At 65.4% G+C, this 24,907-nt stretch carries 21 protein-coding genes; 10 read left to right on the top strand and 11 right to left on the bottom strand.

Annotated elements, in window-relative coordinates; translation table 11 throughout:
- Positions 1-599 precede the first annotated feature (599 nt).
- From CPBF1521_RS05305 to CPBF1521_RS05285, 5 genes are all read right to left on the bottom strand, one after another.
- A complete protein-coding gene (locus tag CPBF1521_RS05305) occupies positions 600-1,316 on the bottom strand; it encodes a TorF family putative porin (RefSeq protein ID WP_115676262.1) in 717 nt (238 codons plus the stop codon).
- A 292-nt stretch (positions 1,317-1,608) separates the two neighbouring features.
- On the bottom strand, positions 1,609-2,640 hold the full coding sequence (locus CPBF1521_RS05300; protein WP_115676531.1) for a sulfate/molybdate ABC transporter ATP-binding protein: 1,032 nt from the start codon (positions 2,638-2,640) through the stop codon (positions 1,609-1,611).
- Between the two features lie 7 nt (positions 2,641-2,647).
- Positions 2,648-3,601, bottom strand: coding sequence for a sulfate ABC transporter permease subunit CysW (gene cysW / locus CPBF1521_RS05295; RefSeq protein ID WP_115676261.1), 954 nt, complete (start codon positions 3,599-3,601; stop codon positions 2,648-2,650).
- Entirely contained in the window at positions 3,598-4,458 is an 861-nt protein-coding gene (gene cysT, locus CPBF1521_RS05290; protein ID WP_115676260.1) for a sulfate ABC transporter permease subunit CysT, read from the bottom strand. The genes cysW and cysT overlap by 4 nt, the downstream gene beginning before the upstream one ends.
- Before the next feature lie 3 nt (positions 4,459-4,461).
- Positions 4,462-5,562: a sulfate ABC transporter substrate-binding protein gene (locus tag CPBF1521_RS05285; protein WP_104649506.1), complete on the bottom strand. Its 1,101-nt coding sequence runs from the start codon at positions 5,560-5,562 to the stop codon at positions 4,462-4,464.
- Positions 5,563-5,651: 89 nt separating this feature from the next.
- Between CPBF1521_RS05285 and kbl the strand changes: the two genes are divergently transcribed.
- On the top strand, positions 5,652-6,860 hold the full coding sequence (kbl, locus tag CPBF1521_RS05280) for a glycine C-acetyltransferase (RefSeq protein ID WP_115676259.1): 1,209 nt from the start codon (positions 5,652-5,654) through the stop codon (positions 6,858-6,860).
- On the top strand, positions 6,860-7,249 hold the full coding sequence (locus CPBF1521_RS05275) for an HNH endonuclease (protein WP_115676258.1): 390 nt from the start codon (positions 6,860-6,862) through the stop codon (positions 7,247-7,249). The genes kbl and CPBF1521_RS05275 overlap by 1 nt, the downstream gene beginning before the upstream one ends.
- Here the strand turns inward: CPBF1521_RS05275 and CPBF1521_RS05270 are convergent.
- The 3 genes from CPBF1521_RS05270 to CPBF1521_RS05260 all read right to left on the bottom strand — a co-directional run bounded on the left by CPBF1521_RS05270 (position 7,203) and on the right by CPBF1521_RS05260 (position 9,874).
- A complete protein-coding gene (locus tag CPBF1521_RS05270) occupies positions 7,203-8,054 on the bottom strand; it encodes a pseudouridine synthase (RefSeq protein ID WP_115676257.1) in 852 nt (283 codons plus the stop codon). The two genes, CPBF1521_RS05275 and CPBF1521_RS05270, sit on opposite strands and share 47 nt — an antisense overlap.
- Before the next feature lie 17 nt (positions 8,055-8,071).
- Positions 8,072-8,587, bottom strand: a complete 516-nt coding sequence (locus tag CPBF1521_RS05265; protein WP_024938551.1) for a hypothetical protein — start codon at positions 8,585-8,587, stop codon at positions 8,072-8,074.
- Between the two features lie 189 nt (positions 8,588-8,776).
- The gene (locus CPBF1521_RS05260) at positions 8,777-9,874 is read right to left on the bottom strand and encodes an OmpA family protein (RefSeq protein ID WP_104532906.1); all 1,098 of its coding nucleotides are present in this window, start codon (positions 9,872-9,874) and stop codon (positions 8,777-8,779) included.
- A gap of 416 nt (positions 9,875-10,290) precedes the next feature.
- Between CPBF1521_RS05260 and CPBF1521_RS05250 the strand changes: the two genes are divergently transcribed.
- The 5 genes from CPBF1521_RS05250 (at position 10,291) to CPBF1521_RS05230 (ending at position 17,704) form a co-directional block, all read left to right on the top strand.
- The gene (locus tag CPBF1521_RS05250; RefSeq protein WP_115676256.1) at positions 10,291-11,313 is read left to right on the top strand and encodes a zinc-binding alcohol dehydrogenase family protein; all 1,023 of its coding nucleotides are present in this window, start codon (positions 10,291-10,293) and stop codon (positions 11,311-11,313) included.
- A 542-nt stretch (positions 11,314-11,855) separates the two neighbouring features.
- Positions 11,856-13,895, top strand: coding sequence for an NADPH-dependent 2,4-dienoyl-CoA reductase (locus tag CPBF1521_RS05245; RefSeq protein ID WP_115676255.1), 2,040 nt, complete (start codon positions 11,856-11,858; stop codon positions 13,893-13,895).
- Positions 13,896-14,205: 310 nt separating this feature from the next.
- Positions 14,206-15,504: an MFS transporter gene (locus CPBF1521_RS05240; protein ID WP_235858411.1), complete on the top strand. Its 1,299-nt coding sequence runs from the start codon at positions 14,206-14,208 to the stop codon at positions 15,502-15,504.
- Between the two features lie 1,060 nt (positions 15,505-16,564).
- Entirely contained in the window at positions 16,565-17,026 is a 462-nt protein-coding gene (locus CPBF1521_RS05235; RefSeq protein WP_104582275.1) for a cell wall hydrolase, read from the top strand.
- Between the two features lie 63 nt (positions 17,027-17,089).
- Positions 17,090-17,704, top strand: coding sequence for a glutathione S-transferase family protein (locus tag CPBF1521_RS05230; protein WP_115676253.1), 615 nt, complete (start codon positions 17,090-17,092; stop codon positions 17,702-17,704).
- A 192-nt stretch (positions 17,705-17,896) separates the two neighbouring features.
- Here the strand turns inward: CPBF1521_RS05230 and CPBF1521_RS05225 are convergent, their stop codons facing one another.
- On the bottom strand, positions 17,897-18,883 hold the full coding sequence (locus tag CPBF1521_RS05225; RefSeq protein ID WP_115676252.1) for a malate dehydrogenase: 987 nt from the start codon (positions 18,881-18,883) through the stop codon (positions 17,897-17,899).
- Between the two features lie 116 nt (positions 18,884-18,999).
- Complete coding sequence (locus CPBF1521_RS05220) at positions 19,000-19,494, bottom strand: peptidylprolyl isomerase (protein ID WP_016904578.1); 495 nt, start codon at positions 19,492-19,494, stop codon at positions 19,000-19,002.
- A 218-nt stretch (positions 19,495-19,712) separates the two neighbouring features.
- Between CPBF1521_RS05220 and typA the strand changes: the two genes are divergently transcribed.
- The 3 genes from typA (at position 19,713) to CPBF1521_RS05205 (ending at position 23,749) form a co-directional block, all read left to right on the top strand.
- On the top strand, positions 19,713-21,542 hold the full coding sequence (gene typA / locus CPBF1521_RS05215; protein ID WP_104560414.1) for a translational GTPase TypA: 1,830 nt from the start codon (positions 19,713-19,715) through the stop codon (positions 21,540-21,542).
- A gap of 70 nt (positions 21,543-21,612) precedes the next feature.
- Positions 21,613-22,032: a DUF2127 domain-containing protein gene (locus CPBF1521_RS05210; RefSeq protein ID WP_181901138.1), complete on the top strand. Its 420-nt coding sequence runs from the start codon at positions 21,613-21,615 to the stop codon at positions 22,030-22,032.
- A 106-nt stretch (positions 22,033-22,138) separates the two neighbouring features.
- Positions 22,139-23,749: an amidase gene (locus tag CPBF1521_RS05205; RefSeq protein ID WP_181901137.1), complete on the top strand. Its 1,611-nt coding sequence runs from the start codon at positions 22,139-22,141 to the stop codon at positions 23,747-23,749.
- Here CPBF1521_RS05205 and CPBF1521_RS05200 read toward each other — a convergent pair.
- Complete coding sequence (locus tag CPBF1521_RS05200) at positions 23,739-24,866, bottom strand: mechanosensitive ion channel family protein (protein ID WP_115676250.1); 1,128 nt, start codon at positions 24,864-24,866, stop codon at positions 23,739-23,741. The genes CPBF1521_RS05205 and CPBF1521_RS05200 overlap by 11 nt on opposite strands.
- Positions 24,867-24,907 lie beyond the last annotated feature (41 nt).

Here is a 24,907-nt window from a genome sequence, read left to right as displayed (position 1 = left end):
CAACGCAAAAGGCGCCGCGAGGCGCCTTTTGCATGTCCGTTTTCAGAGCGCAGGCAACGCACGCAAAGCTTAGTGGGTCGAGGGCGCGGCGGCCTCACTGCACCAATAAGTTAGTCGGTGGTCAGGTAAAAAAACAGGCTTATTGCTAGGCGGTGAGACGCCCAGAGTTCCATAGATTGCTTGTTGGCAGTCCGCCCGTTGCTCAGCGCGCGACGGGAAAATCGTCGGACGCAAGGTGATCCGGACGATGCACGCCATGGTCTGCTTGCAACCACGCACCGACCATCTCGACTGGTCCTTGCCCGCTCACCGTCGCGGGACCTTACGCGGCATGGATGCCGCGTAAGAGCCTACACGGACGTACTTGCGGCGTGTCCTGCGAGGGTGGGCGGGCAAGGGCCCTGCAGCCAGGCAGCAGATCAGCGGCTCTGCATCTGCAAGTGATCCATCCGCACGTTGCAATCACTTAAAGACAAGACAAACGCAATTTGAGTCTTGGGGTCTTTCAACTTCAGGGCACCTAGGAGTCCGAGCATCGACTCTTCCCGCCTCATCACCCCATAGCCAGATCGTCAAAACCGCTGTTCAGGCGATTGCCCTCACGGCCAGGTGACTGTCGCAGTCGCCACCAGATGGTTCTGCGAATTCTGCCGCCCGAAGCCGAATTCCGCCGCTTCGCTGGTGTCGTAATAGCCCACACTCAAGCCAAGCGGACCGAACACCTTGCCGACATTCACGCCAAAGTCGTTGTAGTCGTGGTCCACCTGGCTCAGCGAGGAGGTATAGACGCTGTGCCCCGCATGCGCGCCGAAGGTGAAGTCGTGTGGCAGCGACCAGTTGGCATCCAGCGCGTAGTAGTAGCCATCGGTCTTGGTGCCATAGAGATCGTTGGTATAGGCAACGGTGAGGCTATAGGTCTTCAGGAACGTGGTCTTGGTGATCAGCTCGGCGTAATTGGACGCGCCCGCTCCCAGATACTGGTAGCGATTGACCATCACATCGAAATTGAAGTTGGTGCCCAGATCGGTGTTGTAGCCGACAAAACCATCCACTTCCCAATCCGGGTCGCCGGCACCGTAGTCGACGTTGGAGGTCCAGGTGCCGATGTACAGGCCGAACGGCGTCTTGTAGGTGAGTCCGGCCTGGAAGGCGGGCTCCTCATTGGTCTGCGAAATACCGCGGAACAGGTAGTCGCTGGTCACCGCGAAGGTACCGGTGAACGGCGAGGCGGGCGCCTCCTCATCCTGGGCCTGGGCCAACGGCGCGACACCAAGCAGCAGCAACGACAGACAACACGCGAGCGAGGACGGCTTCATGGACATCTCCTGGAGCGATGGGCGGTCGGATTGCGCGAGGCGGGACTGCCATGCCTTATTAGTCCAACCGTCATTGCAGCGCAACAGACAAGTCGCGCTCGCTTGACCTGGCGCACAAGCTTGAGAGTAGATGACGCCGGTCAGGGTTCTGTCTCATCGACCGCCCGCGCGGAATCTTGATGGGCCGGGAGTGGAGATTGGAGATTGGGGATAGCAGGGATTCGCTTCGCTTTTGCGAATTCCCAATTCCCAATTCCCAATTCCAATCCCGAATCCCGAATCCCGGCCCAAATCAGACCGGAAACACACCGTAATGCCGTGCTGCCAGCCGCAGCTGCTGCCCAGGCTGGAAGCTGCCCGCCGATGCCGGCAGCTCCACTTCCACCTCGTTGCCTGCCGGCTCCAGCGTGGCGCGCAGCCGCAGACGCGCCCCGCTGCGCTGCGACCAGGCCACCGTGGCCGGCCAGCCGGCATCGTCCGGCACCAGATCTTCCGGCCGCACGTAGACTTCTACCGGGCCGGCCGCCAACGCGGCATTGGCTGCCGGCAGTGCATGCCCGGCGACCTGGATCTGGCCTTGCGCCAGCATGCCGGGAATGCGGTTCACTGCGCCCACGAACGAATACACGAACGGCGAGGCCGGCTTGTCGTAGATCATCGCCGGCGTGTCGAGCTGCTCGATGCGGCCGCGATTGAGGATCGCCACCCGGTCGGCCAGCTCCAGCGCTTCTTCCTGGTCGTGGGTAACGAATACCGTGGTCAGGCCGGTGCGCTCGTGCAGCTCGCGCAGCCAGCGGCGCAGATCGCGGCGCACCTGCGCATCCAGCGCACCGAAGGGCTCGTCCAGCAGCAACACGCGCGGCTCGATCGCCAGTGCACGCGCCAGCGCCACGCGCTGCCGCTGGCCGCCGGACAGCTGGGTGGGATAGCGTCGCTCGAGGCCCTGCAACTGCACCAGCGCCAGCAACTCTTCCACGCGTGCGCGGATGCGTGCTTCGGCCCAGCGCTCGGCGCCGCGCCGCACCCGCAGGCCGAAGGCGATGTTCTCGAACACGTCCATATGCTTGAACAGTGCATAGTGCTGGAACACGAAACCGACCCGGCGCGACTGCACGCTCATGCGGGTGGCATCTTCGTCGCCGAACAGCACCTGGCCGCCATCGGCATGCTCCAGCCCGGCCATGATCCGCAGCAAGGTGGTCTTGCCGGAGCCGGACGGCCCCAGCAAGGCCAGCAACTCACCCTGACGCACGTCCAGGGTGATGTCGTCCAGCGCGGTGAACGTGTCGAACTGCTTGCGCAGGCGGTGGATGCGGATGCCCATGTTCACCTCAATGTCGGTGGTTGGCGGCGAGCGAATCGCCGTGCCGCCATTCCAGGTACGTCTTCAGCGCCAGCGTCAGCAGCGCAGTCAATGCCAGCAACGAGGCACACGCAAACGCGGCGCTGTAGGCGTATTCGTTGTAGAGGATTTCCACGTGCAGGGGCAGCGTGTTGGTGCGCCCGCGGATATGCCCGGACACCACCGACACCGCACCGAACTCGCCCATCGCACGCGCCGCGCACAGCAACACGCCATACATCAGGCCCCAGCGGATGTTGGGCAGGGTCACCCGCCAGAACATCTGCCAACCATTCGCGCCCAGGCTCAGTGCGGCCAGCTCCTCGTCGCTGCCCTGCTGCTCCATCAGCGGCATCAGCTCGCGCGCGATGAACGGGAAAGTGACGAACGTGGTTGCCAGCACGATGCCGGGCAACGCAAACACGATGCGCGGCAACTGGATCATCAGCTCGCCAAAAAACGGCAGCTGCAGCCGCCAGCCTTCGTCGATCAACGGCCATGCCCAGCCGCTGCGGCCGAAGATCAGCACGAAGATCAGGCCGGCCACCACCGGCGATACCGAGAACGGCAGGTCGATCAGGCTGATCAGCAAGCGCTTGCCGGGGAACTGGTGCTTGCTGACAGCCCACGCTGCCGCCACGCCGAACACCAGGTTCAGCGGCAGCACGATGGCAGTGACGATCAGGGTCAGCTTGATCGCCGACAGCGCATCCGGGTCGACGATCGCACGCAGGAAGGTCTCCCAGCCGCCGCGCAGCGCCTCGGCGAACACCAGCACCAGCGGCAGCAGCAGAAACGCCAGCAGGAACAGCAGCGCACCCACAATCATCAGCCACTGCACCCAGCGCGGCTCGTTGGTGGCCGAGTCGGTGATCCGGCGCGCCTGTTCGGTCATCTGGCGGGTCTGCACCATGGCGGGCAGCGGCGAGACAGCATCGTTCATGCAGTCCTCCGTTGATAGCGCAGCAGGCGAGCCTGCAGCGTATTGACCACCAGCAGGATCACGAACGACAGCAGCAGCATCGCCGCGGCAATGGCGGTGGCGCCGGCATAATCGAATTCCTCCAGCCGGATGGTGATCAGCAGCGGCGCGATCTCGGTGGAATTTGGCAGGTTGCCGGCGATGAAGATCACCGAACCGTACTCACCCACGCCGCGCGCGAATGCCAGCGCGAACCCGGTCAGGACCGCCGGCCAGAGCCCTGGCAGCACTACCCGCCACACGCTCTGCCAGCGCGATGCACCCAACGTGGCGGCGGCCGCTTCCAGTTCGCGCTCGCTCTCGGCCAGCACCGGCTGCACCACCCGCACCACGAACGGCAACCCGACGAACACCAGTGCCAGCACGATGCCTAGCTGAGTGTAGGCCACCTTGATGCCGACCGCCTCCAGCCAGCGCCCGACCCAGCCGTTGCCGCCGTACAAGGCGGTCAGCGCGATGCCGGCCACCGCGGTCGGCAACGCGAACGGCAGGTCGATCACCGCATCGAACAGGCGCTTGCCCGGGAAGTTGTAGCGCACGAACACCCAGGCCACCCAGGTGCCCATCACCGCATTGAAGGCGCCGGCCGCAAACGCGGTGCCGAAGCTCACCCGCAGCGCCGACAGCACGCGCGGCTCGCTCCACACCCGCCACAGGCCGTCCCAGCCCAATCCGCTGGTCTTGATGAAGATGCCCAGCAGCGGGATCAGCACGATCACTCCCAGCCAGGTCAGCGTGATTCCAAGACTCAAGCCCAGCCCGGGCATTACGCGTCGGCGCGGTGCCGGCGCTGGGTGGGGTGCAACCGACATCTGCATCGCCTACTTTTTTGCCTGGATCTGGTCGAACACGCCACCGTCGGCGAAGTGTTCCTGCTGCGCCTTGTCCCACGACCCGAACGCGTCCTGGATGGTCACCAGCTTGATGTCCGGGAACCGTGCCAGATCGGCAGGGTCGGCAAATTCCGGGTGGCGTGGACGATAGAAATGCTTGGCCGCCAGCTTCTGCCCTTCCGGCGCATACAGGTAGCGCAGATACGCCTCGGCCACATCGCGGGTGCCGTGCTTGTCGACGTTCTTGTCGACCAGCGCCACCGACGGCTCGGCCAGGATCGACAGCTTCGGCACCACGATCTCGAACTTGTCCTTGCCCAGCTCCTCGCGCGCCAGCAGCGCCTCGTTTTCCCAGGCCAGCAGCACATCGCCGATGCCACGCTGCACGAACGTGGTGGTGGCGCCGCGCGCGCCGGTATCGAGCACCGGCACGTTGCGGAACAACGCCTGCATGTAGCGCATGATGCGCTCGCGGTCGCCCTTGAAGATGTGGTCGGCGTAGGCCCAGGCAGCCAGGTAGTTCCAGCGCGCGCCGCCGGAGGTCTTGGGGTTGGGCGTCACCACCGCCACGCCGGAGCGCAGCAGGTCCGGCCAATCGTGGATGTTCTTCGGGTTGCCCTTGCGCACCAGGAACACGATCGTCGAGGTGTACGGCGCGCTGTTGTCGGGCAGGCGCTTTTCCCAGTCGCTGTCGATCAGCTTGGCCTTTTCGGCGATCGCATCGACGTCGTAAGCCAGTGCCAGCGTCACCACGTCGGCTTCGATGCCATCGATCACCGCGCGCGCCTGTTTACCGGAGCCGCCGTGCGAGGTCTCCACCGTGACGGTGTCCTGCGGATGCTGCTGCTTCCACTGCGCGGCAAAGGCGCTGTTGTAGTCGCGGTAGAACTCGCGGGTGGGGTCGTAACTGACATTGAGCAAGCCGATGTCGCGCGCGCCCGCCTGGCCGGCCAGGACCAGCAGGCTGCACAACACGGTCGATACAAGACGGAAGCGGGGGTGGGTCACAGCAATCTCCAAACCGTTGGGGCGCAGCTGAACAGCAAGCATGCCATGCTGCGCAGCGGCACGCAGGCGGTGAAATGACATCAAGGCCGCGCCTTATGCCGATTTTGCATGACGTAGTGGTATGCCACCGTGATCGTTAAAATCATGCGTCTCTTGCCACTGCGATCGCCATGACCCACGCTCCCGCCGCGCTGACCGCCCATTACGCCGCCGAACTGGACACCATCCAGGCCCAGGGCTTGTTCAAGTCCGAGCGCATCATCACCGGCCCGCAGTCGGCCCGGATCACCCTGGCCGATGGCCGCAGCGTACTCAACTTCTGCGCCAACAACTATCTGGGTCTGGCCGACCACCCGGACATCATCCAGGCCGCCAAGGACGCGCTGGACACGCACGGTTTCGGCATGGCCTCGGTGCGCTTCATCTGCGGCACCCAGGATCTGCACAAGCAGCTCGAGCGCACCATCGCCGACTTCTTCGGTACCGAGGACACCATCCTCTACGCGGCCTGTTTCGATGCCAACGGTGGCCTGTTCGAACCGCTGCTCGGCGAAGCGGACGCGATCATCTCCGATGCGCTCAATCACGCCTCCATCATCGACGGCGTGCGCCTGTGCAAGGCCAAGCGCTTCCGCTACGCCAATTGCGACATGGCCGATCTGGAAGCGCAGCTGCAGGCCGCCGATGCGGCTGGCTGCAGGACCAAGCTGATCACCAGCGACGGCGTGTTCTCGATGGACGGCTTCATCGCCCCGCTCGACGAGATCACCGCCCTCGCCCGCAAATACAACGCGCTGGTGCATATCGACGAATGCCATGCCACCGGCTTTCTTGGCGCCACCGGCCGCGGCTCGGCCGAGGTCAAAGGCGTGCTGGACCGGATCGACATCATCACCGGCACGCTGGGCAAGGCGATGGGTGGTGCGTTGGGCGGCTTCACCACCGCCAGGCGCGAAGTCATCGAACTGCTGCGCCAGCGCTCGCGCCCGTATCTGTTCTCCAACTCGCTGCCGCCGCACGTGGTGGCCGCCGGCATCAAGGCCTTCGAGATGCTGGAAGCCGCCGGCGAGCTGCGCACGCAACTGGTCGACAACACCCGCTATTTCCGCGAGCGCATGACCGCCGCCGGCTTCGACCTCAAGCCCGGCGTGCATCCGATCAGCCCGGTGATGCTCTACGACGCACCGCTGGCGCAGAAGTTCGCCGAGCGCCTGCTGGAAGAAGGCATCTACGCAATCGGCTTCTTCTTCCCGGTGGTGCCCAAGGGGCAAGCGCGCATCCGCACCCAGATCAGTGCCGCGCATACCCGCGCGCAGCTGGATCAGGCGATCGACGCGTTCATCAAGATCGGCCGCGAACTCGACGTCATCAAGGACTGATGCGCACGGTACTGCGCCAACGGCTGCTGCTGGCGGCGCAGACCGATACCCAGGCGCACCTGCTGGACGGCAACTGGGAAACCCGTTGCCTGCATTGCCGTCGGCGCCTGCAGCTGCGCGCCGATGGCGAACCGCTCGGGCACACCACGCTGGAACACGTGGTCCCGCAGGCCTGGTTTGGCCGTCGCGCGGCGGCAGCACTATGCGCGCTGGTCGACGACGATGCCAATGCAGCGCGTAATCTCGCCCTGGCCTGTGCCAGCTGCAACCACGCCAAGGGCCGTCGCCACGATGCCAACGGTGCCGGCGACGCCCGCGCCGTGGAGGTGGTCAGCGCCTTGCTCAGCGCGCGCCTGGTGCGTTGGCGGGAGCCGCCGTCAGCGCGCTGACTTCCGCTGGGCTGAGCATCCGCCACGCCCCCTTGCCCAGCTCGCCCATCGCCAGCGAGCCGATCGCCACCCGCACCAACCGCAGTACGCCGATCTCCACCGCCGCCAGCAAGCGGCGTATCTGCCGATTGCGGCCTTCGTCCAGCACGATCTCCAGCCACGCATTGCGCTCGCCTTCGCGCAGCACACCGACCCGCCTGGCGCGCAGCAGCACACCCTCGCCGTTCGGGTCGGGATCAACCACGCCGGCCTGCAGCTGCGCCAGTTGCGCAGCGCTCGGGCGGCAATCGATCTGCACGTGATAGGTCTTGTCCGGCCCGGTCATCGGATCGGTTACTGCCGCTGCCCATTGCGGGTCGTTACTGAAGAGCAGCAGGCCTTCGCTGGCCTTGTCCAACCGCCCGACCGGGGCGATCCACGGCAGGCCGGCGCCATCGAAGCAGCGATACACCGTGTCCCTGCCCTGCTCGTCGCGCACAGTGGTGACCACGCCGCGCGGCTTGTTGAGCATCAGGTAGCAGCGCGCCGGCCCGGCCAACGGGTGTCCGTCGATGCGGATGGCGGAGTGCTGGTCGGCACGGACCGGATATTCGGGATCGTGCACCACGCGTGCCGCCACGCTGACCCGCCCTGCAGCGATCCAGCGCGCCGCTTCGGTACGCGAACACACGCCCAGTTTGGACAGCACGCGCGCCAGCCCGTGGCGTGGCGCGCTGCTCGCCGTGGTCATGCCGGAGGCGCGTGACGCGCCCGCCGGACCACGCGTGCGCTGCCGGGACGTCGCCGGCGCAGGCCGCCGGGTCATGCCGTCCCGACCGCGACTTATTTGTTTTCGACCGACTTGGCGTCGGCCGCGGGCGTTGCGGTTGCCGCAGCAGCCGGCGCCGGCGCAGCCACCGGACGCGCCTTGACCACGCGCACGCCGCGCGCCTTCATCCAGGCGTCGAATTCTTCGGCGGTCATGCGCTTGCCGTTCTGGCTCATGTCAAAGCGCCACGGCGTGTTGTCGAATGCGGTGGTGGCCTTGTAGGCGGCCGGATCGTTCGGATTGACGGTGCCGCCGGGCGGAATGACCTTGGCCAGGTCCTGGCAGCCTTCCACGCGCAGACGCAGCAACACGCGGTCCACCGACTGCTCGGTGGTGTACGGCTGTGCCAGCACGCCAGTGGGCATGCCCAGCTGCACGCTACGGGTGTAGAACTCGGCGGCCGCCGGCGCAATGACGGTGGCGGGCAACGGCAACGGCTGGGACACCGTGCTGCCGGCACAGTTCGGAGCGGCGTAGGCGGCGGGAATCAGGGCGAGACAGAGCAATCCAGCCGTAGCGGTACGCAGCATCGGGTTCTTCCAGTATGAGTGTGGTGTTGACGCGGCGAGTGTAGGCAGCGATGAACGCCGTTTCAACCGGAAGCGTGCCTGGATGGCAACGCAGACAGGATTTGCACTGTCCGGGTACAGATTTCCGGTTCCCACAAAGACAAAACCCGGCGCAAGGCCGGGTTTTGTATGCAACAGCTAACTGTCCAATTAGTTCTGGACGTTCAGCTCGGTACGACGGTTCTTCGCACGGCCTTCCGGATTGTCGGAACCATCCGGGTTGGCGTTCGGAGCAATCGGACGGCTCTCGCCGTAGCCGATCGGACCAACCAGACGCGACGCATCGACGCCGTTCTTGGTCAGGTAGTCGTACACGGTGGTCGCACGACGCTCGGACAGCTTCTGGTTGTACGCGTCGGTACCCTTCGAGTCGGTGTGACCGGCAACCTCGACCTTCAGGTCGGGGTAACGCTTCAGGATCTCGGTCGCTTCGCTCAGGATCGAGACGGCGTCCGGACGCAGGGTCGACTTGTTGAAGTCGAAGTTCACGCCCTTCAGGTCGATCGACACAGGCACCGGGCAACCGTCCGGACCGATGGTCTGGCCAGGCTGCGAAGCAGGGCACTTGTCGTCGCAGTTGTTGACGCCGTCACCGTCGTCATCCAGGTCTGCGCAGCTCGGGGCAACCGGAGCCGGAGCCGGCGGCGGAGCGGTCGACGGAGCCGGTCCCAGCGGGATCACGACGCCGACCGAAGCCAGCACGTCGCCGAACCAGTCTTCCTGCGGAGCAGCAACGCTCTGGTCGTTGAAGTCAGCGCGGTAGGCCAACTCGGCACGCACGGCGACGCGCTTGTCGAAGGTGGTCTGCAGACCGACACCAGCCTTGGCGGCAAAGTTGCCGTCCTTCTGCTGGCCCGGCGAAACCGGGTTCGGGGTGGCGTCGAACTCTTCTTCCGAACGCTGGTAGCCCAGACCGAACAGCAGGTAGGGGTTCCAGCCGCGGCCTTCCTGGATGAAGTGGCGACGCAGGTCGAACGAGATGCCGTACTGGCTCCAGTTCTGGTCCTGGTTGGCATCGAAGTTCGGGTTCTGATAGTTCAGCTCGCCGTCGATCGACCAGTTCGGGCTAACGAACTTGCCCAGACCCAGGGTGACGAACGGGGCGTCATTGGTCAGACGATCGCTGTCCTGGAAGTTGAAGCCAGCGCTACCGGTCAGGTACCAACGGTCATCGAACTCCTGCGCGGAAGCAGCCTGGGCAACCGCCAGACCGCCGAGCAACGCGGCAGTGAGAATTTTCTTGTTCATGTGTATACAGCTCCTTCTTTGGGAGATAAAACCGATAGAGGCGTTGTTCTTGGTAAAGATGCTCGTCACATCCAGAGCCATCGGGGCGCAGATTAAGCCGGCTTCAGTGAAGATCGCGTTAACGGTCATATAACATGTGAAAGCAATCACCAGGGCCGGCGATCCCTTTCAATACTACGTATACAGTTTCATGAAGGGAAGGACCGCGCACGCAGTTTGCACATCCCGGCTGCATGAACCGCAGCCCAATTAAGCCAGTTGAATACGCTGGCGGATCCAGCCTTCCAGCCCGCTGCGCACTGATGCGTCAACCACATTGGTGAACGCCAGGCCCTGTCCGAGCTGAATTGTGGGGTCGGTGGTTGCGGCGCGACGGTGACACAACGCACCCTGAACTCCCCACCTGGAGCGACCCGATGAAAGCTGTCGTCATCACCCGTCACCTGCCGGTCGACGATCCCGCCGCATTGCTTGACATGGAACTTCCAGCCCCGTCAGCCCCGTCGGGGTATGACTTATTGGTGCGTGTCGAGGCGGTCTCGGTCAATCCGGTCGACACCAAGGTGCGCGCGCCCAAGCCGCAGACGCTGGATGCGCCGAAGATCCTGGGCTACGACGCGGCCGGCGTCGTCGAAGCGGTGGGCCCCGATGTCACCGCGTTCGCAGTCGGCGACGAGGTGTATTACGCAGGCGACATCGGGCGACCGGGCAGCAATGCGCAATATCAGCTGGTCGATGCGCGTATTGCCGGCTGCAAGCCCACCTCGCTCAGCTTCGCCCAGGCCGCGGCGCTGCCGCTGACCACCTTGACCGCATGGGAGCTGCTGTTCCAGCGCATGCCGTTCTCTTTCGACGGCGCCCGCAATCGCGGCAAGCACCTGCTGATCATCGGTGGCGCGGGCGGCGTGGGCTCGATCGCGATCCAGCTGGCGCGGCATGCCGGCTTCAGCGTGATCGCCACGGCCTCGCGGCCGGAGACCATCGAATGGACGCGGCAGATGGGCGCCCAGCATGTGATCGACCATCACCAGCCGCTGCTACCGCAGTTGCAGGCGCTGGGAATGCAGAGCGTGGACGCCGCCCTCAACCTGGCCGACACCGATCGCTACTGGCAGCAGCTGGGCGAGATCCTGGCGCCGCAGGGGCATGTGGGCCTGATCGTGGAGCCGCGCGGCCCGCTGTCGATCGGCGATCCCTACAAGGCCAAGTGCATCGGCATCCACTGGGAACTGATGTTCACCCGCGCCCGCTACGCAACCGAGGACATGGTCGAGCAACACCGCATCCTCAACCGCGCCGCCAGCCTGATCGATGCGGGCGAGTTGCGTACCACCCACACCGAAACGCTGTCTCCGATCAATGCGCAGCACTTGCGCGAGGCGCATCGGCGCCTGGAAAGCGGCAGCACGATCGGCAAGCTGGTGCTGGCGGGTTGGTAATCGGCCTGCCCGCTTGAGTTCGGCTGTTGCGTGGTGCACGGGCCGGTTGGCTTGCACCTTAAAAGGCGGCAGGACCACAGCGCGCGCAGGTGAATTAGCAGCAATGCGGGACCGGCATCCGGATCGCAGGCAGCGTTGCAGCTGTGGCATCTGCGCACTCGCAGCCATGTGAGTCGCAGTGCGCGCAAGGCAATCTGTTCCGCAGCAACGCGCAGATGGATCGGCCTTGCTCTATAGAGAGTCGCCATTGCGGCCATGGCGACCCGCGTGACGCGTCGGATGCGACTGCCGATCAGGGGCCGTTGATCGGGAAGCCGGCAAGCCGGATCGAACGCCAGGTCTCCCAGACGGTCTCATCCAGCAAGCGGGATCGCACCGGGACGTGCCGTGCTGCCAACGGGTACGCGGCCTGCTGCGGACGCCACCCGCCCTGTCCTGCCCCTGCCCCAGGCGGCCGACTGCACCCGCTGTGCGCGTCGGGACTTGCCGCCACGCCGGTTTGCCGGCATCGTGCGCACTCCGTACGCCAGCGTATCCACACCATGTCGCCCGCCACCGGCCCGTCCGTCTCGCCCTATCCGCACCTGTTCACACCGCTCGACCTGGGTTTCACGCAACTGCGCAACCGCGTCCTGATGGGCTCGATGCACACCGGCCTGGAAGACCGTGCGCGCGATTTCCCCAAGTTGGCCGCGTATTTCGCCGAGCGTGCTGCCGGCGGTGTCGGGTTGATCGTCACCGGCGGGTTTTCGCCGAATGTGGTGGGCTGGCTCAAGCCGTTCGGCGGCAAGCTGTCGTGGCCGTGGGAGGTGCGCCCGCATCGTCAGGTCACCCAGGCGGTGCATGCGCACGACGCCAAGATCTGCCTGCAGCTGCTGCATGCCGGGCGCTACGCCTATCACCCGCTGTCGGTGGCCCCGTCCCGGCTCAAGGCGCCGATCAACCCGTTCACTCCACGCGCGCTCTCGGCACGTGCGGTGGATCGGCAGATCGCAGCCTACGCGCGTGCGGCGCGGCTGGCGCGCGACGCCGGCTACGACGGCGTGGAGGTGATGGGATCGGAAGGCTACCTGATCAACGAATTCACCGCCGCGCGCACCAACCAGCGCAGCGATGCCTGGGGTGGCGATGCGGTGAAACGCATGCGCTTTGCGGTGGAGATCGTGCAACGCATCCGCGACGCCTGCGGACCGGACTTCATCATCATCTACCGGCTGTCGCTGGTGGACCTGGTCGACGGCGGCAACCAGTGGCAGGACATCCTGACCCAGGCGCAGGCGATCGAAGCAGCAGGCGCGACCATCATCAATTCCGGCATCGGCTGGCACGAGGCACGCATTCCGACCATTGCCACGTCGGTCCCGCGTGCGGCGTTTGCCGGTGTGACCGCCAAGCTCAGGCCGCACTTGCACATCCCGGTGGTGGCGACCAACCGCATCAACATGCCGGAGGTGGCCGAACGCATCCTCGCCGACGGCGCGGCCGACATGGTGTCGCTGGCGCGCCCGCTGCTGGCCGATCCGCAGTGGGCCAACAAGGCCCGCGCCGGCCAGTCGCAGGCCATCAATACCTGCATCGCCTGCAACCAGGCCTGCCTGGATCATGTGTTCGACAACAAGCTGGCGAGTTGCCTGGTCAACCCACGCGCAGCGCACGAAACCGAACTGATCTACGCACCGACCCCTGACCCCAAGCGCATTGCGGTGGTCGGTGCCGGCCCGGCCGGTCTGGCCTGCGCCACGGTGGCGGCCGAGCGCGGCCACCGCGTCACCCTGTTCGATGCAGGCGATGCAATCGGTGGGCAATTCAACGTCGCCAGGCGCATCCCGGGCAAGGAAGAATTCACCGAGACGCTGCGTTACTTCGGTCACCGCATCGACGCAACCGGGGTGCAGTTGCATCTGAATACCCGCGTGCAAGCGGCCGATCTGAAGGACTTCGACGAGATCGTGCTGGCCACCGGCATCGAGCCGCGCAAGGTGGATTTCCCCGGCGCCGATCACCCGATGGTCGTGAGCTATCTGGACGTGGTGCTGGGCCGTCATGTGGCTGCCGACAAGGTCGCGATCATCGGGGCCGGCGGGATCGGCTTCGATGTGGGCGAATTTCTCGTGCACACAGGGCAATCACCGTCGCTGGACCCCGCACGCTGGATGACCGAATGGGGCGTGGACCCCAGCTTCGAGACCCCTGGCGCATTGGCCAGGCCGCAGCCCGAGCCCCCCGCCCGCCAGGTCTGGCTGCTGCAGCGCAGCCCCGGCAAACCCGGGGCGCGCCTGGGCAAGACCACTGGCTGGATCCACCGTGCCACGCTCAAGGCCAAGGGCGTCAAGATGCTCGGCGGTGTAGAGTATCTGGGTGTGGACGACGCCGGCCTGCGGATCCGCGTGGAAGGTAACGAGCAACTGCTCGATGTCGGCACGGTGGTGGTCTGCGCCGGGCAGGAACCGCGCCGCGACCTGCTTGCCGCGCTGCAGGCGGATGGCCGGCAACCGCATCTGATCGGCGGCGCGGATGTTGCCGCCGAACTGGATGCCAAGCGTGCGATCAATCAGGCCTGCCGCTTGGCGGCGACCTTGTAACGCGCGCTTGGCAGCGCGCTGAAAGCCACGGCGGCCTGCTCACGGCGCCACTCGAACACGTGTACGAGCGCGGATGTGCGCCGGATGGGCGCACCGTCACCGCTGCGGGTGGCAGCGGCAGGGCGATGACCGGTCTGCGCGTCAGATGCCGCCGCAGGGTTCTCTAGCGAGGTCGGATGCGCGGATCGGTGTGGACTCCGGCGCCGTTGGCGATCGCGCCAGACGGTACAGGCGCCACTGATTGGCGCAGCACCGGTAGATTCTTTTTCCTGTCGTGCAGCTCGGCTATAAACCGGCGATGCGCTCCACCCTGACTGCACCGCCCCACATGCTGCCGCCGGCAGCATTGCGGGCCTATGTTGCGGCGCATTTCGGCAAAAGCCTGCTGTGGTACACCGGCGAGTTGCTGCTGATTTTTGCGTTGACCGAATACGTTGGATTGAGCGCGGTGGCGGCTGGCGCGTCGGTCGCCGGCGGATTGGTGATCAGTGCAGTGATGGGCATGGTCGCCGCGCGACGCTGGAGTGCCTACGCCAGCCTGGCCTGGGCCGGGCGTTCGCAATGGCGTGGCATTGCGTTGGCAGCCCTCGCCCTGGCACTGGTGTTCGTGACGCCAGCGCTTCCTGCCGGTGCCAGGCTGATCAGCGTGTTGCTGCTCAGCCTGCCCTTCCGCGCGGCCTATGCGATCGGCGACGTGGCACAGAACACCTTGTTGGGGTTGGGCCACTGGCCCTGGCGCGGTGCGCGCGGCGTCAGTGCGCTGCGCCTGATCGGCAGCGGTCTGGCCGCGCTATCGGTCAGCGCAGCGATCGGCCTGGTGCTGAAGGCTGGGGCATATGCCGGCGCATCGACAGCGTTGATGGTCGTCGCGCTGGTCAGCAGCATCGCACTGCTGTCGGCATGGTGGTTAAGCAACACGCTGCAGCCTTACGCGCACGCAGTTGCCGCCGCTCCGTTACCGCCAGCCACGTCGGAGTGGCAGCGCAATCAGTTGCTGCCCGTGGCGGTCATCGCAGCACTGGCGTTGGCGTTGCCGACGTTCACCAAATTGGCGCCTTATCTGGCGCAATCGCGCATCGGCTCGGCCGGATGGGGCAGCGCGGTGTTGATTGCGTACGCGTTGGGCAGCGTCTGCATACAGCCCTTGGCAGCGCGTTGGCCGACCGTGGCGCTGCGTCGATTGGGCCTGAGTGGAGTTGCACTGTCCGGGCTGGGATTGATCTTTGCCATCGCCATGGCTCGACACTGCGTGCTGGATGCCGGCCTGGCCTTCGGCATGGGTGTGGCGGCGGGAAGCGCCGGGCAATGGGTCTGGGCGCGCCACGCAGAACTCGCCTCGCGCCATGGCCCCGCACGGCAGGCCCGCGCCTGTGCCGCACTCACTGCGACAGCCCAACTCGCACTGGCGGCCGGCAGTGGCGTGATCGGACTGCTGCTGAACGTCTCCGGCTATCCGCATGGGCACGCTGCGCAGCTGGCGTGGGCGATGGCCCTGGGGCCGATACTCTGCGGCGTGTCATGCATGCTGATCGCCTGGATCGGCAGCGCGTTGGCGAGGTCTGAAAAACGCAGACCTGTTGCAACAGCGCTGCCAACAAGTCAGGCATGAAATCCCGATCAGGCCACAATAACGTAACGCTTACGCGCAAGATGCTGTGCCGACCGCAATCACGTGCTTCGGCAATCGCCATTCACGTCTGCACGCTTGCAGGTTCTTTTTTTTGCATCAAGTCGAACTTGATGCGCGCGGTTCAACGTGCCTAGTTCTTCTGGAAATAAACAGTGCGCGTACGCAAGGCGGCAGCAAGCGCACGGCAGTCGCAATGTCGTCAACGACGATGCGCCGCTGCCACCGTCAAGAAATCGTGCGACGGGGTCTGGCGATTTCGGCGGCATATCTGAGTGCTGCCACTACGGCGCATCCTTGCGTGATGCAGGTGCGGGCGTGGCGAGCGACCTGGGGATGCGATGCGACAGCAATAGCTGTCATGACGCGTCGTGGATACCCCCCCCCATCAATTCGCATCGAACACGCCACCGTCTTCTCTGGCCCTAGCGACTGCAACACAAGCGACTGCAACACAGGGTTGTACGCTGCATGAGCAGGCGCACGATGCGTGATCCCGGCAGCACGACATCCCGCACTGACAGTTCTTTCCTGCACCCTGCGTTCGCATGTGGATGTCCAACCGCTGCTGCGGCAAGACGCCGGCGTACAAGCACATTCATCAGTGACGATGATGTGTAGCGCACCATGCCGACGGCACTGCATGCGTAGCCTGCGCATGCGGCGTTGCGTGTCGCAAACAACACGCAGACCCGCAACACGGCATGCGCATTGCGCCGATGTTGATTGCCACATCCGCTGTCGCCACCACGATGCGACGCACACGACGGATGCAGCGCGCTGTCGTGCTCGAGCCAAGCGGTAGATGTAGCAAGCACTCACACGCGTCAACCCCGCCTATTCAGCCGCGATTCTGTGATCGACGCCTACCTTGCGCCAACTTTTTGACCCGCCGCATTTGGTGGGCACCTCCGGTAGATCCTTCTCTCGCCGGAGACCGGGCGACCCGTGGCAGGCCGCCTCCCCATGACGCCAAGCCCTCTGTACTGGTGCATCCACCTTGGATGCTCTGCGGATCGGCCCATACGGAGCAAGGAGTTCTATGAAACTGGTTTGGATACTTTGGCTGTCGCAGTTGTTGCCGCAGCCAGCTGCAGATTCGTTGTGCTTGAGCACCACCGTGTACCTGGAAGCGCGTGATCAGACCTTGCGCGGCCAGCAAGCCGTCGCGGAAGTTGCGTTGCGTCGTCTGGACAGCGGTTTGTGGGGCGATTCGATGTGTCAGGTGGTCACCGCGCGCAAGCAGTTCGCGCCCACCATCGTGGCCCCGGGAACGCAGCTGAAAAATGACGATGCCTGGAACAAGGCGCTGCATGTGGCGCTGGCTGCAGAGCGCAACTGGGCGCTACCGGTGGGTCAGCGCAAGGAAATCGTGCCGGGCGCCAGCCACTTTGCCGCAAGCGCGATCGCCAGCCCGAGCTGGCGCAATGCATACCAGGTGGCCACCATCGGCGACCACACGTTCTATCGCGTGCAGAAGCTGCGTCCGCGCACCGCATCCTGACGTCACCCACGCACTCACGCGTTGCCGCTAAGCTTGCGTCTTCGTCTTTGTGCGGGAATTCTCATGAAGCTGTACACCAAGCCGGGCGCGTGTTCGCTGGCAGATCACATCGTGCTGCGCTGGTCGGGGCTGCCCTTCGAGCTGGAAGTGGTCGACGCTGCCACGATGAAGTCGCCCGGGTATCTGCGCCTCAATCCAGCCGGTGCGGTGCCGTTGCTGGTCGTCGACGACTGGGCGCTGACCCAGAATGCGGCCATCCTGAACTACATCGCCGACGTTGCACCGCTCACCGGGCTGTCCGGCGATGGCAGCGCGCGCAGCCGTGCGGAAATCAATCGCTGGATCGCCTTCGCCAATGCCGATGTGCATCCGACCTTCAAGCCGATTTTCGGTAGTACCGCCTATCTGCAGGACGAGGCGCTGATTGCGCGCAGCCATGACGACGCACGCAACAAGCTGCGCGCCCTGTACGAACGTGTCGACGCGCATCTGCAGGGGCGCAACTGGCTGGCCGGCGACACCCACACCGGCGCCGATGCGTATCTGTTCGTGACGCTGCGATGGGCGCAGAAGGCGAGCGTGGACCTGAGCGGGCTGAGCGCCGTGGCTGCTTTCGTGCAGCGCATGCTCGACGATGCCGATGTGCAGGCCGCGCTAAAGGCCGAAGGCCTGGCCTGAGCCGAGCGCGCCGCGTGATGTGATCGATGCGGCGGCAACGCGAATCGCATCGGCCTTGCAGGATCGATGGGCGTGATGGCGCGCTTCCCGCGCCACCGACCGGCGCATGTAACGCAACGCATCACGGAAGCGACGCATAAAAAAACGCCGGGCAGTGCCCGGCGTTTTTTTTGTACTGCCAAGCCGGGAAACTCAGCCCAGCAGATGCGACACGCCGCTGCGCTCTTCTTCCAGCTCGGCCAGGGTCTTGTCGATGTACTTCTGGCTGAAGTCGTCGATCGGCAGATCCTTGACCAGGGTGTACTCGCCGTTTTCGGTGGTGACCGGGAAGCCGAAGATCACGCCTTCCGGAATGCCGTAGGAGCCGTCGGACGGCACGCCCATCGTCACCCACTTGCCATTGCTGCCCAGCACCCAGTCACGCACGTGATCGATGGCGGCATTGGCGGCCGACGCTGCCGAGGACAGGCCGCGCGCTTCGATGATCGCCGCGCCGCGCTTGCCCACGGTCGGAATGAAGTTGGACGCATTCCATTCCTGGTCGTTGATCGCATCACCGATGGACGCACCATCGGCGGTGGCGAAACGGTAGTCCGGATACATGGTCGGGCTGTGGTTGCCCCACACCACCAGCTTCTCGATGCCGCCGACCGGCTTGCCGAGCTTCTGCGACAGCTGGCTGAGCGCACGGTTGTGGTCCAGACGCAGCATGGCGGTGAAGTTCTTCGGGTTCAGATCCGGCGCCGACTTCATTGCGATGTAGGCATTGGTGTTGGCCGGGTTGCCGACCACCAGCACCTTGACGTCACGCTTGGCCACCTTGTTCAACGCCGCGCCCTGCGCGGTGAAGATCTTGGCGTTCTCCAGCAGCAGGTCCTTGCGCTCCATGCCCGGGCCGCGCGGGCGCGCACCGACCAGCAGGGCGACATCGATGTCCTTGAACGCCACTTCGGCGTCGTCGGTGCCGACCACGCCGGCCAGCAACGGGAATGCGCAGTCTTCCAGCTCCATGATCACGCCCTTGAGCGCGGCCTGGGCCTTTTCATTGGACAGTTCCAGCAATTGCAGGATCACCGGCTGATCCTTGCCCAGCATTTCGCCGGAGGCGATGCGGAACAGCAGGGCATAGCCGATCTGGCCGGCAGCGCCGGTCACGGCAACACGAACAGGTGCTTTCATGGGGAGTTTCCTCTGCTAAAAAACATGGGTGGAGGTGCACGCTGGCGTGGCGCGAGGCCTGGCGGCGCGCAGTGACAGACGAACGGCCGCACACGGCGGCCGTTCGGGAAAAGCCATCAGGCGGCGAGGATCTTGTTCCACTCCGCGACGCGGTCGGCCTTGGCGGCCAGCACGGCGTCGGTATCGCCTTCGATCGTCACCTTGTTGATCACATCGCCCTGGGCGACGGCATCGACCACGTCCAGGCCCTGGGTGACCTTGCCGAACACGGTGTGCTTGCCGTCCAGCCACGGGGTGGCGGTGTGGGTGATGAAGAACTGGCTGCCGTTGGTGTTGGGGCCGGCATTGGCCATGGACAGCACGCCACGCTCGTGGCCGACGCCGTTGTTGGCTTCATCCTCGAAACGGTAGCCCGGGCCGCCGCGGCCGGAACCTTCCGGGCAGCCGCCCTGGATCATGAAGTCGGCGATGACGCGGTGGAAGCTCAGGCCGTCGTAAAAGCCGCGCTGGACCAGGTTGACGAAGTTGGCGACGGTCAGCGGGGCCTTGTCGGCGAACAGCTCGACCACGATCGGGCCGCGGGTGGTATCGAAATGGGCGATCAGGGACATGGAAATCCTTGCAGGTTTCAGGGTGTATGACAGCCCATTAGAATACACCCGGCCGTGCAGGCGACCGTGCAGGTTGGACCATGGTCGGGGGTCTCACGGCAAGCTGAATGGGCGTTTTGGACCGCTCGACGGCCGAACGCAACGGCACGGCAACGAAACCGCTATAATGTCGGGCTTACCTCATCTCAAGACTGGCGCCAGACAGGGGCCCTTTCCGCATGTCTATCGAAAAACTCCGCAATATCGCCATCGTCGCGCACGTCGACCATGGCAAGACCACCCTCGTCGACTGCCTGCTGAAGCAGTCCGGCACCCTGTCCGAGCGCACCGTGCTGGCTGAGCGCGTGATGGACAGCAACGACCAGGAAAAGGAGCGTGGCATCACGATCCTGGCCAAGAACACGGCCATCACCTGGAACGGCAACCGCATCAACATCGTCGACACCCCGGGACACGCCGACTTCGGTGGCGAGGTCGAGCGCGTGCTGTCGATGGTGGACTCGGTGCTGATCCTGGTCGACGCGATGGACGGCCCGATGCCGCAGACCCGCTTCGTGACCCAGAAGGCGTTTGCGATGGGCTTCAAGCCGATCGTGGTGGTCAACAAGATCGACCGTCCCGGCGCACGCCCGGACTGGGTGATCGACCAGGTGTTCGACCTGTTCGACAAGCTCGGCGCCACCGATGAGCAGCTGGACTTTCCGATCGTCTACACCTCCGCCCTGAACGGCTACGCCAGCCTGGATTCGAGCGTGCGCGACGGCGATATGACCCCGCTGTACGAAGCGATCATGCAGCACGTGTCGGCACCGGACGTGGATCCGGACGGCCCGTTCCAGATGCGCATCAGCCAGCTGGACTACAACAACTTCGTTGGCGTGATCGGCATCGGCCGCATCCAGCGCGGCGTGCTGAAGAAGAACATGCCGGTCAGCGTGATCGACCGTGAAGGCAAGAAGCGCCAGGGCAAGGTGCTGCAGGTGCTGGGCTTTTTGGGCCTGGAGCGCATCGAGCAGGACACCGCCGAGGCCGGTGACATCGTCGCCATCTCCGGCGTGGCCGAGCTGACCATTTCCGACACCGTGTGCGCGCTCGACGCGCCGGAAGCGCTGCCGGCGCTGACCGTGGACGAGCCCACCATCTCGATGACCTTCCAGGTCAACAACTCGCCGTTCGCCGGCAACAAGGACCTGTCCGGCGGCAAGTTCCTGACCAGCCGCCAGCTGCGCGACCGCCTGGACCGCGAGAAGGTGCACAACGTGGCACTGAAGGTCGAGGAAGGCTCCGACGCCGACAAGTTCCTGGTCTCCGGCCGTGGCGAGCTGCATCTGTCGGTGCTGATCGAGAACATGCGTCGTGAAGGCTACGAGCTGGCCGTGTCGCGTCCGGAAGTGATCATCAAGGAGATCGACGGCAAGCAGATGGAGCCGATCGAACAGCTCGTGGTGGACATCGAAGAACAGCACCAGGGCGGCGTGATGGAAAAGCTGGGCACCCGCAAGGGCCAGCTGAAGAACATGGAGCCGGACGGCAAGGGCCGCGTGCGCCTGGATTACATGATCCCGGCGCGTGGCCTGATCGGCTTCCAGAACGAGTTCCGCACCCTGACCCAGGGCTCGGGCCTGCTGTTCCACGTGTTTGACCATTACGGCCCGAAGGAACAGGGCGCCATCGCCAAGCGCCAGAACGGTGTGATGATCGCCAATGCCGCCGGCGCCACCCCCGCCTATGCGCTGGGGCCGTTGGAAGAGCGTGGCCGCCTGTTCGCTGCAGAAGGCGACAACGTGTACGAAGGTCAGCTGATCGGTATCCACTCCAAGGACAACGATCTGACCGTCAACGCGATCAAGACCAAGCCGCTGACCAACATGCGCGCCTCGGGCAAGGACGATGCGATCAAGCTGACCCCGGCGATCAAGTACACGCTGGAACAGGCGCTGGACTTCATCGAGGACGACGAGCTGGTCGAAGTCACCCCGAAGGAAATCCGCCTGCGCAAGAAGTTCCTCACCGAAAGCGACCGCAAGCGCGCTGGCCGTTCCGGCTAAGCACGACCGGTCCATCATCGTGCGCAACACGCCCTACAGCCCGGATCCGCGCGCGCATCCGGGACTGCATGTGATCGCCTTGCTGGAGACGGTCAAGGGGGCGCTTGCGCTGTTGGCGGCGACGGGCCTGGAAATTCTGGGCCCGCTCCCGCTGCAGAACGCGGTCAGCACGCTGATCCGCCGCTTCAATCTGGATCCCGACCACGGCGCACTGCCGTCGTTGCTCAAGACCATCAGCCCCGACGCCGTCCATCTGGCCGCAGCCGCAATGCTGGCCTACGGCCTGCTGCACGTCGTGGAAGCCTGGGGTCTGTGGCGTGCCAAGGCCTGGGCGTCGCTGCTGGGCTGCCTGTCGGCGGCCATCTATCTGCCTTTCGATATCTACGCCATCGTCCGCCATCCCGGCTGGACCGCCTGGGGCGTGCTGGCAATCAATCTGATCGTGGTCGGCGTGCTGGCACGCGACCTGATCAGGCGCCGGCGGCGCTGACGCACCCTGCCCGTCTGCGGGCACCTCATACACGTTGTCACCCCGACGCAGCGCCGTTAGCCTGCAAACAGTCCTCCGGGGAAGACCACCCATGCGATCCACCACCTTGTCCTTCGCGCTACTGCTGGCGCTGTGCGGCTGTGCGCATGCCGATGACGGCCTGGCGCCTGCCGATGCCCATGCAGCCGCTGCCAGGCAAGACGCTCTGAGCGATGCCGACGTCGTTGGCCTGCAGGCACGCATGGCGTCCGGCGAGACCAGCAGCCTGGATCTGACCCGCGCGTACCTGCGCCGCGTGGCGACCATCGATCGCGCCGGCCCCACCCTCAATTCGGTGATCGAACTCAACCCGCAAGCCGAAGCCGACGCACGCGCACTGGACGCCGAACGCCGCGCCGGCCATTTGCGCGGGCCCTTGCACGGCATTCCGGTGTTGCTCAAGGACAACATCGATGCGCTGCCGATGGTCAACAGCGCCGGTTCGCTGGCGCTTGCCGATTTCAGGCCAGGCCGCAACGCCTTTGTGGTGCAACGCCTGCGCACGGCCGGCGCAGTGATCCTGGGCAAGACCAATCTGAGCGAATGGGCCAATTTCCGCTCCACCAAGTCGAGTTCCGGCTGGAGTGCACGCGGTGGCCTGACCCGCAACCCTTACGCGCTGGATCGCAACCCCTGCGGCTCCAGCGCCGGCACCGGCGCGGCGATCGCCGCCAGCCTGGCCACCGTCGGTATCGGCACCGAGACCGACGGCAGCATCACCTGCCCGGCCTCGGTGAACGGTCTTGTCGGGCTCAAGCCGACCGTGGGCCTGGTCAGCCGCGATGGCATCATTCCGATCTCGGCCAGCCAGGACACCGCCGGCCCGATGACGCGCAGCGTCGCCGATGCTGCCGCCGTGCTGCAGGCGATCGCCGCGCCCGACCCGCAGGATCCGGCCACGCGCACTGCGCCTGCGCCCACCCCGAACTACCTGGCACACCTCAAGCCCGATGGCCTGCGCGGCGCGCGCCTGGGCCTGCTGCGCAATCCTCTGCGCGAGGATCCCGCGATCGCCGCCGCCTTGGACCGCGCCGTGCAGACCCTGCGCGCGGCCGGTGCCACCGTGATCGAAACCCGCCTGGCGACCGATGGCCAGTGGGATGCTGCCGAACAGACGGTCTTGCTGGTCGAGTTCAAGGCCGGCCTGAACGCGTATCTGCGCAGCCGCCCCGCCCCGGTGTCGAGCCTGGAACAGGTGATCGCCTTCAACCGCAGCCACGCGCAGCGCGAGATGCCCTACTTCGGGCAGGAACTGTTCGAGCAGGCACAGGCCGCGCCCGGGCTCGACGATGCCGCGTATCTCACTGCCCGTGCCACGGCCAAACGGCTGGCCGGGCCGGAAGGCATCGATGCCGCATTGCAGGCCGACCGCCTGGATGCGCTGATCGTGCCCACCACCGGTGCCGCCTGGGTCACCGACCTGGTCAAGGGCGACACCTTTCCCGGTGCTGGCTACGGTGCGGCCGCGGTGGCCGGTTATCCCAGCCTGAGCGTGCCGATGGGCCAGACCCAGGGCCTGCCGCTGGGCCTGTTGTTCATGGGCAGCGCCTGGAGCGAGCCACGCCTGATCGAACTGGCCTACGCGTACGAGCAGCGCAGCAAGGCGCGGTTTGCGCCCAGCTACGCGCCGGCGGCACCAGGCGCGTCACCGGCAGCACCGCCTGCAGCTACACCGTAGTCGCAGGCTCGCCGTCTTCGGCACCGGGCGAGCGCACGCTCTCCGGGGCGATCGGCGCGGCAGCGCGCAGGGGCGGCTTTTCCTGCGCGGCGATTTCGGCACGGATTCTCGGCAAGGCGTACGGGTGCTCGCGGGTCAGGAAGTCGATCATGCGCTCGCGGCTGATGCAGCGCAGGTCGAACGCATCACCGGAATTGCGCGCACTCACCAGCAGACGCACCTGGATCGTGCTCTCGCTGGTTTCGGTCACCTGGGTCACGCAGACCCGCCCATCCCAGAGCGGCTCGCTCTTGCAGATGCGCTCCAGCTCGGCACGCACCGCCGCGATCGGGGTGCGGTAGTCCAGCCACAGGAATGCGGTGCCGAGCAGGTCGGCGCTGCTGCGTGTCCAGTTCTGGAACGGGTTTTCGATGAACCAGGTGAGCGGCACCACCATCCGTCGCTCGTCCCAGATCCGCACCACCACGTACGAGCTACCGATCTCCTCGATGCGGCCCCATTCGCCTTCCACGATCACCACATCGTCCAGCCGGATCGGCTGGGTCAGAGCGATCTGCAGGCCGGCGATCAGGTTGCCGAACACCGGCTTGGCCGCGATACCGGCCACCAGCCCGATGATGCCGGCCGAGGCCAGCAGCGTCTTGCCGATCTGGCGCACCTGTTCGAAGCCAAGCAGCACCACCGAGATGCCGAGCAGGATCACCGCGCCCATCACCACCCGGCTCAGCACGCGTGTCTGGGTCTGGATGCGCCGGGCGGTGAGGTTGTCGGACACCTCGATCGGATTGCTGCGCAGGATCGCCATCTCGCCAGCGGCGACCGCACGCACGAACAACCAGGTCACGCAACCGACAATGCCGACGTGCAGCAGGTGCTGTACCGCTGCCAGCGCCTTGCCGGCCAGTGGAGTCGCTTCGGTGGCGATGCCCAGAAACAGCAGCGGCAGGATGAAGGCAGCCGGCAGCGTGACCACGCGGATGATGCGTGCGCGGCGGTAGTCGCGGCCCTGCATGCGGCGAAACAGCCACAGCATCAGCGACCAGGTGACGATGCCCGCCAGCAGCGAGGCACCAAGCGGGATTGCGTATTCGCGGATGACGTTCCAATCGGCAGTCAAACCGTTCCTCCTGTGAGGGGAAAGAGGGATGGCTGCAACAG

It is taken from the genome of Xanthomonas euroxanthea (assembly GCF_900476395.1).
GTDB lineage: Bacteria > Pseudomonadota > Gammaproteobacteria > Xanthomonadales > Xanthomonadaceae > Xanthomonas > Xanthomonas euroxanthea.
This window is presented reverse-complemented; position numbering and strand designations above follow the sequence as displayed.

Coding starts and splice junctions, on each gene's coding strand:
- CPBF1521_RS05285 (WP_104649506.1), bottom strand. CDS start 5,562: ATGTCATTTCACCGCCTGCGTGCCGCTGCGCAGCATGGCATGCTTGCT.
- CPBF1521_RS05220 (WP_016904578.1), bottom strand. CDS start 19,494: ATGTCCCTGATCGCCCATTTCGATACCACCCGCGGCCCGATCGTGGTC.
- CPBF1521_RS05250 (WP_115676256.1), top strand. CDS start 10,291: ATGAAAGCTGTCGTCATCACCCGTCACCTGCCGGTCGACGATCCCGCC.
- CPBF1521_RS05235 (WP_104582275.1), top strand. CDS start 16,565: ATGAAACTGGTTTGGATACTTTGGCTGTCGCAGTTGTTGCCGCAGCCA.
- CPBF1521_RS05265 (WP_024938551.1), bottom strand. CDS start 8,587: ATGCTGCGTACCGCTACGGCTGGATTGCTCTGTCTCGCCCTGATTCCC.
- CPBF1521_RS05270 (WP_115676257.1), bottom strand. CDS start 8,054: ATGACCCGGCGGCCTGCGCCGGCGACGTCCCGGCAGCGCACGCGTGGT.
- kbl (WP_115676259.1), top strand. CDS start 5,652: ATGACCCACGCTCCCGCCGCGCTGACCGCCCATTACGCCGCCGAACTG.
- cysT (WP_115676260.1), bottom strand. CDS start 4,458: ATGCAGATGTCGGTTGCACCCCACCCAGCGCCGGCACCGCGCCGACGC.
- typA (WP_104560414.1), top strand. CDS start 19,713: ATGTCTATCGAAAAACTCCGCAATATCGCCATCGTCGCGCACGTCGAC.
- CPBF1521_RS05230 (WP_115676253.1), top strand. CDS start 17,090: ATGAAGCTGTACACCAAGCCGGGCGCGTGTTCGCTGGCAGATCACATC.
- CPBF1521_RS05305 (WP_115676262.1), bottom strand. CDS start 1,316: ATGAAGCCGTCCTCGCTCGCGTGTTGTCTGTCGTTGCTGCTGCTTGGT.
- cysW (WP_115676261.1), bottom strand. CDS start 3,601: ATGAACGATGCTGTCTCGCCGCTGCCCGCCATGGTGCAGACCCGCCAG.
- CPBF1521_RS05260 (WP_104532906.1), bottom strand. CDS start 9,874: ATGAACAAGAAAATTCTCACTGCCGCGTTGCTCGGCGGTCTGGCGGTT.
- CPBF1521_RS05300 (WP_115676531.1), bottom strand. CDS start 2,640: ATGGGCATCCGCATCCACCGCCTGCGCAAGCAGTTCGACACGTTCACC.
- CPBF1521_RS05225 (WP_115676252.1), bottom strand. CDS start 18,883: ATGAAAGCACCTGTTCGTGTTGCCGTGACCGGCGCTGCCGGCCAGATC.
- CPBF1521_RS05245 (WP_115676255.1), top strand. CDS start 11,856: ATGTCGCCCGCCACCGGCCCGTCCGTCTCGCCCTATCCGCACCTGTTC.
- CPBF1521_RS05275 (WP_115676258.1), top strand. CDS start 6,860: ATGCGCACGGTACTGCGCCAACGGCTGCTGCTGGCGGCGCAGACCGAT.